The following is a 585-nucleotide window of genomic DNA, read 5'->3' on the forward strand; positions in this document are numbered from 1 at the left end:
TAAAAGTGGGAGTCTTATAAAATCGATAAAGAATATTGTTACTATTCTCTTTTCTCTATTATTGTTTTCTCTTATTGCACAATTCCCTAATATCTTCTACGCTTAGTCCTGTAGCTTTTGATACCATCTGCTCATCTATACCCATGTCTAATAAGTTTTTTGCAGTTTTAATGATTCCTTCCTTAATTCCTTCCTTGATTCCTTCCTTAATCCCTTCCTTAATTCCTTCTTTAATTCCTTCTTCTCTTCCCTTCTCCTCAGCAGCATTAATCTCGGCATTTCTTACCATCATCGCTTTTAAATCATTTTCATATATTTCTCTTTCTTCCTTATTTAAACTCATTATATCTAGCCTCTCAGCTGCTTTTTTTATCTCCTCACTCTGTGCTAATTCTTTAGGAACACTATCCTTATCAAATTCATACGCTTTTGTTAAAAATGCTGCCCACCTATCTAGCGTTGTCCTTATTTCACTAAAATCTTTCTTGAATTTTGGAAGTTCTATAAAATGCAGCTCAAACAAATTACTAAATGACTTTTTGCTCTTTACATTGTATATTTTGTAGACATTATGATATTCTTCTT

Annotated in this window: 1 protein-coding gene; it reads right to left on the reverse strand. The window is 32.0% G+C overall.

The window, feature by feature from the left end:
• Nucleotides 1-58: 58 nt before the first annotated feature.
• The coding region (locus CLTEP_RS14210; RefSeq protein ID WP_153016379.1) for an Rpn family recombination-promoting nuclease/putative transposase at nt 59-585 on the reverse strand (527 nt) is incomplete at its 5' end.

The sequence above is a fragment of the Clostridium tepidiprofundi DSM 19306 genome, from assembly GCF_001594005.1.
GTDB lineage: Bacteria > Bacillota > Clostridia > Clostridiales > Clostridiaceae > Clostridium_AC > Clostridium_AC tepidiprofundi.